Here is a 7,950-nt window from a genome sequence, read left to right on the forward strand (position 1 = left end):
CTTTAGTTTAAAGTGAGCGGTTTTGACTTGTCTACTTTAATGGGAGTATATCAAGCGCAGTTTTCGCTCAACAAGCAAGTAAATTCGCTCAACCAATTCACCGTTACTAGAAAAATCTATATCTACATAAAAAAAATGCTATGATGATAAACGTATTCATTTATTTTGGAAAGCCTGAGCAGGCGTAATTGATGAGAAAGGAGTTGCACTATGCAAATAATAAAGCAGCAATGGCTTGGCAATATACGTGCTGATGTCTTATCAGGTATCGTTGTTGCGTTGGCACTTATACCTGAAGCCATTGCCTTTTCGATTATGGCGGGGGTCGACCCAATGGTAGGATTGTATGCCTCATTTACAATCGCGACGGTCATTGCCTTTGTCGGTGGGCGCCCTGCAATGATTTCAGCTGCGACAGGAGCTATGGCCATCGTCGTCGTTGATTTAGTGGCAGATCATGGGTTGCAATATTTACTTGCCGCCACCATTTTAACAGGAATTATTCAAATTTTATTGGGCATTTTAGGGATTGCCAAGTTAATGCGCTTTATCCCAAATGCGGTGATGATTGGCTTCGTGAATTCTTTAGCTATTTTAGTATTTATGGCGCAGCTCCCCCATTTTATTGGCGGTAACAGCATGACTTATTTATTTTTATTTATTACAATCGGACTTGTTTATTTGATTCCGAAGTTTTTCAAAATGATTCCAGCCCCTTTAATCGCTGTTGTCTTATTGACAGCCACAGCGCTTGTTTTTCATCTTGATTTAAAAACGGTCGGTGATTTGGGTGCAGTGCCAACGAGTTTGCCTACATTTTTATTGCCTGATATTCCACTAACATTCGAAACGTTACAAATTATTTTGCCGTATTCATTAGCACTGGCAGTCGTTGGTTTGCTGGAGTCGTTATTAACCGCGCAAATTTTAGATGATATGACAGATACAAAATCGAATAAAAATAAAGAGGCACGCGGACAAGGGATTGCCAATATTATTAACGGCTTTTTCGGCGGTATGGCTGGCTGCGCAATGATTGGACAGTCGATGATTAATGTGAAATCTGGTGGGCGTGGGCGTTTATCCACACTCGTTGCGGGTGTCTTTTTAATGTTTTTAATCGTTGTACTTGGCGATATTGTTGTGGATATTCCAATGCCTGTACTTGCAGGTATTATGGTAATGGTAGCAATAACCGCATTTGACTGGGGTTCATTAAAATATACAATTAGTGCGCCAAAGAGCGAAGTTTTCGTCATGCTCATAACGATTGTCATTGTACTGTATACAGATAATCTAGCAATCGGCGTTGTGACAGGTATTATCATTAGTGCACTATTTTTTGTTGGGAAAATTTCAAAGGTGCATATCACACAAAATGCGGGTGTCTATATTGTAGAAGGTCCCCTGTTTTTTGCGTCAACGAAAGCCTTTGTCGACAAGCTAGAACAAGCAGAGGAAACGCATATTACAATTGATTTAACAAGCAGCCACCTTTGGGATGAATCCAGTGTTGGTGCACTTGTCAAAGTGGTGAGCAAGCTAGAGGAAAATGGAAAAACGGTTAGCGTTATTGGGATGAATCCTGCTAGTCAGGCACTTTACCAAAAGTTAACGAGTTACTCATAAGGGGGATTTTATATGTATCAGCATATCGTTTTAGCAGCAGACGGCTCAGAAAATGCGATACGTGCAGCAAAGGAAGCCGTAAAAATGGCAAAGCTTTCATCAAATACCGTTGTCGATATCGTCTATGTTGCAAGCTTTGACAATGCAAGAGCTGACCGACTACATAGCGCTTCACCCGACAGCCTTTTATTAGAGCGCCGCCGAAAAGTCGCAAGTGTCGAACAGCTATTAAAAGAGCACAATATTTCTTATAAAGTGACGATTTTAAAAGGCGAACCTGCACCCGAAATTATTCAATACGTAAATACCAACCATGTAGACTTAGTCATTATTGGTAGCCGTGGCTTAAATGGCTTGCAGGAAATGGTACTGGGCAGCGTCAGCCATAAGGTCATGAAGCGGGTTAACTGCCCTGCATTGATTGTGAAGTAAATAAAATGGGGGCCAGACATGCCCCTATTTTTTAATTTAATTGAGCGAATTTCACTTTTCACTGGGCGAATCATCCCTTTTAATGTTTAATAAGTCAAGCGAATCTTTTGTGATTCAAAAGTCATTCTGATTTTCTGAACACGCCCATTTTTGCAAATGCGTATCTTTAAACCCTGTCGCATGTTTTAAGCCATAACCTAAAGCCCGATCCATAAAAATATGTGCTAGCCAAATGAACACAATTGGCAACAGCAATGCGATATTGGCGAACAAAGCCATCACTAATAGAATACATGGTACAATAAAGCTATGCCCTATATTGTATATAATTGCACCTACTTTCGCATTCACCACATAGCCAATCATACATATATCTGGCACCAGCAGTAAAAGAAAGAACCATAGTATCGAAAAATCAAGATAAATATAAATAGCGAATAGTACCAAAAAACCGATTCCATACTCCAATTTAACCAAGCTACGCAAAGTCATCACCTAACTTCCGATATATTTCCTCAATCGCCGCATCAATTTCTCCTTTATTTGATTCGTATTTCCCGTTCTCCACTAATCCTTGCGCCATCTTTAATATCTCTAAAGCCATTGAAAAAAATACTAGTTGCCGTTCAACTCCATTAATTTTATTCGCAAATAATGCGCTTGAAGCCTGATTGCACTCCTCGCTCATCGGTAGTCCATCTAAAGTGAGCAATTGCTTAATTTCCTGTAACGAAAAGCCGATATTTTTCATCACTTGGATAAATTTCACCGCCCTTTCGCAAGTTTCATCATAAAAGCGATAGCCATTTTCTAATCGTTGTGGGTTGAGCATGCCTTCTTTTTCATAAAAGCGAAGCGTATCTTGTGATAGATGATATTTCGCTGCAAATTGCTTAATCAACATCAATAATCCCCCCTTCTCCTTAACACTATCATTGGATTACACTCCAAGGTCAAGCAAATTTTTGAAACTAGTTGCAACATTTTACGTATATGTAAAGCAAGACATATTTTTGAAAGGATGACTATCAATCATGCAAGCATTTTTCCTGTCCTACCAATGGGAATTGTTCATAGGTGCCGAAATAATCTCCATTGTCGCATTACTGTTATTTGGTATTACAAGATATTTCTTTAATAAGCGCAAAGCTAGCAATCTGTTTATTTTATTATTTATCATAGTGACAGCTTTTGAAGCAGCAATTGCTTGGATTATTTACAACTATACGGGTGAAATTTCTAGCTTTACAGTAATTATTACGATATTCGTTCTTTACGCTGTTACTTTCGGGTTGAATGATTTTAAAAAATTAGACAGATGGATGCGCGTGAAAATTGGCAATTATCGCGGAGCCGATTTACTAACGGTGAAAGAGCATCAAACAATTGCAAAGGAGCAAAACCCTCGCCACAAAAAGCGCAAAGATTTGATGGCAACCACGATGCATGTAGTCGTCTTTCTTATAGCACAAGTTATTTTCTGGATGCTTGGTACAGAATCAATTACACAATGGGGCCACTATCTTTCGACAATAAGTGATTGGATAAAAGCAAGTCAATATGAATACTCCCCTTATCCAAGTGAACTTTTATACCGACTTTCCGTCATTTGGGCAATTATTGTTATTATTGATATTGTCTACTGCGCAAGCTACTTATTTAAAAAATCATAATTTTTTGAAACTCGTAATATGATTTTCACGTATTAGTAAAAAAGAGAGGATGAGGCATAATGAACAAATATTCAATTTCAGAATTTATTAAGCAAACAGAGCAGGTAGATCGTGGAGAAGGCTTTTTCGAACTAGAAACACCGCGTATGTTAGAGGTCAATTTAGATAATTTTGTATGGGCGAAGGTTGGCGCAATGATTGCCTATAATGGACAAATTAAATTTGAACGTGAGGGTATTTTAGAGCAAGGGCTTGGCACATTGTTTAAAAAGGCTTTTACAGGTGAAGGCGCTTCATTAATGAGGGCAACAGGCAAAGGCAAGCTTTATTTAGCAGACAGCGGCAAGAAAATTATTATTTTGCATTTACAAAATGAAGCGATTTATGTGAATGGCAATGACTTGCTTGCTTTTGAGCCAACAATTAAACATGAAATTAAATTAATGAGGAAGGTAGCTGGGATGATGTCAGGCGGCTTATTTAATATTCGCTGCGAAGGGACAGGGCTTATTGCTATTACAACGCATTATGAGCCACTCACTTTACGCGTCACGCCTGGGAAACCTGTTATTACAGATCCGAATGCCACAGTTGCATGGTCAGGCAATTTACAGCCTGAATTCCAAACAGATATTTCCTTTAAAACATTCCTTGGACGCGGCAGTGGTGAATCGTTCCAAATGCGCTTCGAGGGTGACGGCTTTGTTATCGTACAGCCATATGAGGAAGTGTATATGCAGGCACAGAGCTAATGCTGAAGGTAGCCGTAGACAATCTACTCCTCGCAATGGCTATGCCCACATCAGCTTATCCTATACAAAAAATTCAAAAGAACATCGCTTACAATTAATCGATTTTTTGGGGATTCCGAAAAATGCTTTAGGGCAACAATTGCGTATTGACTTTAACGTCGATATTTTAAATGAACAGGTGATATTTCAAACCAAATAATTTAATTATATCGTTTTGTTACATTGTATTTGGTATTTTTCTAGTTATGAAATGCTGGTAAAATTGTTAACACATATCAAGCCTTTAGGGCAACACCTTTGTTTAAATGTATGGAGCTTGCAGAGCAGCCCCCACATTTCGCAGTGGTATCATTATTAAAAGCTTTAAAACAAGCAGCGAATCGAATGTACGCACGATATTTTACTCGAAAGATATTGAGCAAGCGCTAAATGAAAGTGGCTGGACAATCGAGACAAAAGGTAACATTTACTCACCAGATTTGTAGGATGTCGCATCGGAAGTAGATTCTTCAATTTCACTATATTCTGAAGAATTACAGCAATTTCCTCGAATACATCCAAAATTGAGGCCTGGGAAGAAACAAAGGAAATGTCTTCTTTTTATTCTCAGGAAAAATAAGCCAAGAGGAATGAAATTCTAGAAGATTTCATTCCTTTTTCATATAATTCATCATAAATTTCCGGTTGCGTTTGGATACAATAAAATTTATTTTGTCCCTTGTTTTGATATTGACAAATAGCTAAGAAAAATAAATAGCCATCCAAGAACTAGTTCAATTAAAATATGCATGGCAAATGAGGCTGCATCTTCTTGTAGCCCATATTGAATCATTTTTTCTGGTTCAAGTGCAAAACATCTTGTTCCTAATAGAGCACACAGGTTATATGTAGCCATAGCAAAGAAAAAATAGCCAGCTATTTTATAGTCTACTGATATTTCTGTACTCTTCCATCTACTTTCGCGACCTTTTGATAATAGCCAAATAAGAAGTATGATTAGTACTGTCATAATTACTCCACCTACTCCAAACACCCATGAAGGACCTGGGATAGGAAGATAAGCTATACAAATATATATAAAGCCTACTGCACTATAAATTGAAAGCGTACCATTTTTCATCTTCGTTTTCAGAAGTACACCAATTGTTATGAAGTAGATTCCAAATTTAAATGAGTATGCCCATAATAAATATCGAGCAATCTTCCAGCCTTCGATATTTGTAGTGGAAGTAATATCAGAACTGCTTTTCATTTCTAAAGATTCTAGATATCCTGGTACAACAATATATCTACCTAAAATAGCATTAACTATAAACAGTGCCCCAAAGATTATAGCAATATTACTAAGTTTCCCTTTCATTTTTCTTCCCTTCTCCCTTCCGAGTAGCACTTTTTTCATTGACAAATAACTCATTATAACTTTTCAAACAATCTTTAAGCCATTTCAATTCAGATTCATAACTCCATATGCCATGCTCTATTGTTTTTTCCCATAAGAATCTTTCTCTATGACTATGAGCATATTGAAAATAAACTTTATATTGATCTGATTTTAAATCTTCTAATTTCATTTCTATTTTCTCAATATAAGATTCTATATTATGAATAATATCTTCATGCGCCAAAATATCCGAAAAAGAAAATTGAACTAAAAATTTATCTCTTACAGGCGGTAAATCAATAGGTGTCTGTAACCATTTTAGCAGTTCTTTCTTTCCAGATTCAGTAAGATGATAAACTTTCTTATTTGGATGTTTTTCTTGTTGAACAAGCTCTACTTCTACCATATTTCCTTTTTCCAATTCTGATAGTGTTCTGTAGATTTGAGTATGCGTTGCTGACCAATAATTTTTCACTGAACCATTGAACATCTGCCATAAATTATATCCAGTAAAAGCGTTCATATTTAGAAAGCCTAAAATAGTATGTTTTAAGGACATTTCAGTTCTCCTTTCCAATTATTAAACATATTTCATATGAAACATGTTTAATAATAATTAGATTAGCATTGTATGGTTTAAATTTCAACTAATCATCAAAAATTCACTCCGATAAAATTTTTTCCCTTACGATTAGAATTTTGAAATATGAGTGGTCATCTAAATTACTAACATTGATGCGCTAATATATTTGACTAGATGCTGATATTACTATAAAGGCAATCCTTCTACATGTTTTTTCTAGAAAACAAAAAGAAATGAAACCTTAATAGATTTCATTTCTTTTCATATAATCTACTAAAATGGGCTGGTCTACTGGGCTGATACCAGATGGCAAGTGCTCCATTGGAAAAAATCTTATTGCAAATGCCTCTTCCTCATCATGCTTTAATTCTCCGCTAAAATCTTTACACTCATATGCCGCAACAACTAGATGGACTTCATCGCCATGAGGGTATCGATAGTAAAAGCCTTCACCTGAATAAGTATGAAACAATGTAAGCTGTTGCGCTTTTAATCCTGTTTCCTCGAACATTTCTCGATATGCTACTTGCTCTAATGATTCCCCAAGCTCCATTGAACCACCGATTAATCCCCAGCAACCATTATCCTTGCGATGTTGCAACAACAATTCATTTTGTTCGTTGATGATTAACACACAAGCACCAACCATAATAAGCGGGCGGCTTCCTACTACTTTTCGTAGTTCCTTGATATATCCCATCTTAATTAATTCCCGTCATCATATCAAAAGGCGCAATCTCGTCATTAACATATACCATGAAGTATGTATCCTCTGCTTTTGATTTTATTTTAGGGACTTTATAAATATATGTTTTTAATTCATCTGAATCCGACTTCGTTTCTGCTAAATATAATTTTCGCTCGTCATTATCTTCCACATACGTCATTTCTACTTTTTGTGTAGAGCGATAAATAACATAGGATGTCCCTTTTATTGTTGATACTCCTTGCAAAATTAAATCAGACTGTATCACTTCTGCTACTTTTTTCGGTGCATTTGTTAACTCAACCGCGGTTTGTTCCTGACAGGCTACTAAAAATAAAATCGTTACGAGCATCAAAAATATAAGTTTTTTCATTGTGTTTCCTCCCGACCTTTTTTATTAGTAAATAGGATTGTTAATAATTGTGGAACAATATTCAAACAGCTAACGAATAGTAGCATTTCATTTGGCGACAATGGCTTAAAATAGCCACCCCAATTTTCATTTTCCGCCATTGTGCTAATAAAAACCCACGATACAATCATGGAAGCGATATTTCCTAAAACTACACAGCTTATATAGCCCTGCCTTGTTCCTATACTTGCCAAGACAATTGTTACAACAATCATCAACACATAGCCTAGCATGGATTGGTTCGTAAAATCTTGATACATAGAAAAATAGACAAACGGAAAGCAATATAAAGTGAACCTTCAATCAGTGAGGGTTTTCTTCATCCCTCACTGATTGGTAGTTTCACCAATCGGGTTTTTACAGGCTGTTGATTCCCCACTTA

General features: G+C 36.7%; 11 protein-coding genes. 4 read left to right on the forward strand and 7 right to left on the reverse strand.

Features of this window, described 5'->3' with window-relative positions:
• The first annotated feature begins 210 nt into the window (after nt 1–210).
• The gene (locus tag C9J34_RS20350) at nt 211–1,629 is read left to right on the forward strand and encodes a SulP family inorganic anion transporter (RefSeq protein WP_107842002.1); all 1,419 of its coding nucleotides are present in this window, start codon (nt 211–213) and stop codon (nt 1,627–1,629) included.
• A 12-nt stretch (nt 1,630–1,641) separates the two neighbouring features.
• The gene (locus tag C9J34_RS20355) at nt 1,642–2,061 is read left to right on the forward strand and encodes a universal stress protein (RefSeq protein WP_107842003.1); all 420 of its coding nucleotides are present in this window, start codon (nt 1,642–1,644) and stop codon (nt 2,059–2,061) included.
• A gap of 114 nt (nt 2,062–2,175) precedes the next feature.
• On the opposite strand, the gene C9J34_RS20360 is transcribed toward C9J34_RS20355, so the two are convergent.
• Both C9J34_RS20360 and C9J34_RS20365 read right to left on the reverse strand, forming a co-directional pair.
• Nucleotides 2,176–2,547, reverse strand: a complete 372-nt coding sequence (locus tag C9J34_RS20360) for a DUF4260 domain-containing protein (protein ID WP_193769109.1) — start codon at nt 2,545–2,547, stop codon at nt 2,176–2,178.
• Nucleotides 2,540–2,965, reverse strand: a complete 426-nt coding sequence (locus tag C9J34_RS20365) for a MerR family transcriptional regulator (RefSeq protein ID WP_107842005.1) — start codon at nt 2,963–2,965, stop codon at nt 2,540–2,542. The genes C9J34_RS20360 and C9J34_RS20365 overlap by 8 nt, the downstream gene beginning before the upstream one ends.
• Before the next feature lie 130 nt (nt 2,966–3,095).
• On the opposite strand from C9J34_RS20365, the gene C9J34_RS20370 reads away from it, so the two are divergent.
• The gene (locus C9J34_RS20370; RefSeq protein WP_107842006.1) at nt 3,096–3,734 is read left to right on the forward strand and encodes a hypothetical protein; all 639 of its coding nucleotides are present in this window, start codon (nt 3,096–3,098) and stop codon (nt 3,732–3,734) included.
• Nucleotides 3,735–3,793: 59 nt separating this feature from the next.
• Nucleotides 3,794–4,486: an AIM24 family protein gene (locus tag C9J34_RS20375; RefSeq protein WP_107842007.1), complete on the forward strand. Its 693-nt coding sequence runs from the start codon at nt 3,794–3,796 to the stop codon at nt 4,484–4,486.
• 706 nt (nt 4,487–5,192) lie between these two features.
• Here C9J34_RS20375 and C9J34_RS20385 read toward each other — a convergent pair.
• The 5 genes from C9J34_RS20385 to C9J34_RS20405 form a co-directional block, all read right to left on the reverse strand.
• On the reverse strand, nt 5,193–5,885 hold the full coding sequence (locus tag C9J34_RS20385) for a hypothetical protein (protein WP_193769107.1): 693 nt from the start codon (nt 5,883–5,885) through the stop codon (nt 5,193–5,195).
• Entirely contained in the window at nt 5,830–6,426 is a 597-nt protein-coding gene (locus C9J34_RS20390) for a PadR family transcriptional regulator (protein WP_107842010.1), read from the reverse strand. The genes C9J34_RS20385 and C9J34_RS20390 overlap by 56 nt, the downstream gene beginning before the upstream one ends.
• Nucleotides 6,427–6,691: 265 nt before the next feature.
• Nucleotides 6,692–7,150 carry an NUDIX hydrolase gene (locus C9J34_RS20395; RefSeq protein WP_107842011.1) on the reverse strand — a complete coding sequence of 153 codons (459 nt, stop codon included), beginning with the start codon at nt 7,148–7,150 and terminating at the stop codon, nt 6,692–6,694.
• Nucleotide 7,151: 1 nt separating this feature from the next.
• A complete protein-coding gene (locus tag C9J34_RS20400; RefSeq protein WP_107842012.1) occupies nt 7,152–7,529 on the reverse strand; it encodes a hypothetical protein in 378 nt (125 codons plus the stop codon).
• Complete coding sequence (locus C9J34_RS20405; RefSeq protein ID WP_193769108.1) at nt 7,526–7,828, reverse strand: hypothetical protein; 303 nt, start codon at nt 7,826–7,828, stop codon at nt 7,526–7,528. The genes C9J34_RS20400 and C9J34_RS20405 overlap by 4 nt, the downstream gene beginning before the upstream one ends.
• Nucleotides 7,829–7,950: the final 122 nt, after the last annotated feature.

Origin of the sequence: Metasolibacillus meyeri (assembly GCF_003049505.1) — a bacterium.
Taxonomy (GTDB): Bacteria; Bacillota; Bacilli; order Bacillales_A; family Planococcaceae; genus Metasolibacillus; species Metasolibacillus meyeri.

Bases quoted from the DNA above. Each gene is read 5' to 3' on its own strand.
- C9J34_RS20350 (WP_107842002.1), top strand. From the start codon at position 211: ATGCAAATAATAAAGCAGCAATGGCTTGGCAATATACGTGCTGATGTC.
- C9J34_RS20355 (WP_107842003.1), top strand. From the start codon at position 1,642: ATGTATCAGCATATCGTTTTAGCAGCAGACGGCTCAGAAAATGCGATA.
- C9J34_RS20365 (WP_107842005.1), bottom strand. From the start codon at position 2,965: ATGTTGATTAAGCAATTTGCAGCGAAATATCATCTATCACAAGATACG.
- C9J34_RS20370 (WP_107842006.1), top strand. From the start codon at position 3,096: ATGCAAGCATTTTTCCTGTCCTACCAATGGGAATTGTTCATAGGTGCC.
- C9J34_RS20375 (WP_107842007.1), top strand. From the start codon at position 3,794: ATGAACAAATATTCAATTTCAGAATTTATTAAGCAAACAGAGCAGGTA.
- C9J34_RS20385 (WP_193769107.1), bottom strand. From the start codon at position 5,885: ATGAAAAAAGTGCTACTCGGAAGGGAGAAGGGAAGAAAAATGAAAGGG.
- C9J34_RS20390 (WP_107842010.1), bottom strand. From the start codon at position 6,426: ATGTCCTTAAAACATACTATTTTAGGCTTTCTAAATATGAACGCTTTT.
- C9J34_RS20395 (WP_107842011.1), bottom strand. From the start codon at position 7,150: ATGGGATATATCAAGGAACTACGAAAAGTAGTAGGAAGCCGCCCGCTT.
- C9J34_RS20400 (WP_107842012.1), bottom strand. From the start codon at position 7,529: ATGAAAAAACTTATATTTTTGATGCTCGTAACGATTTTATTTTTAGTA.
- C9J34_RS20405 (WP_193769108.1), bottom strand. From the start codon at position 7,828: ATGTATCAAGATTTTACGAACCAATCCATGCTAGGCTATGTGTTGATG.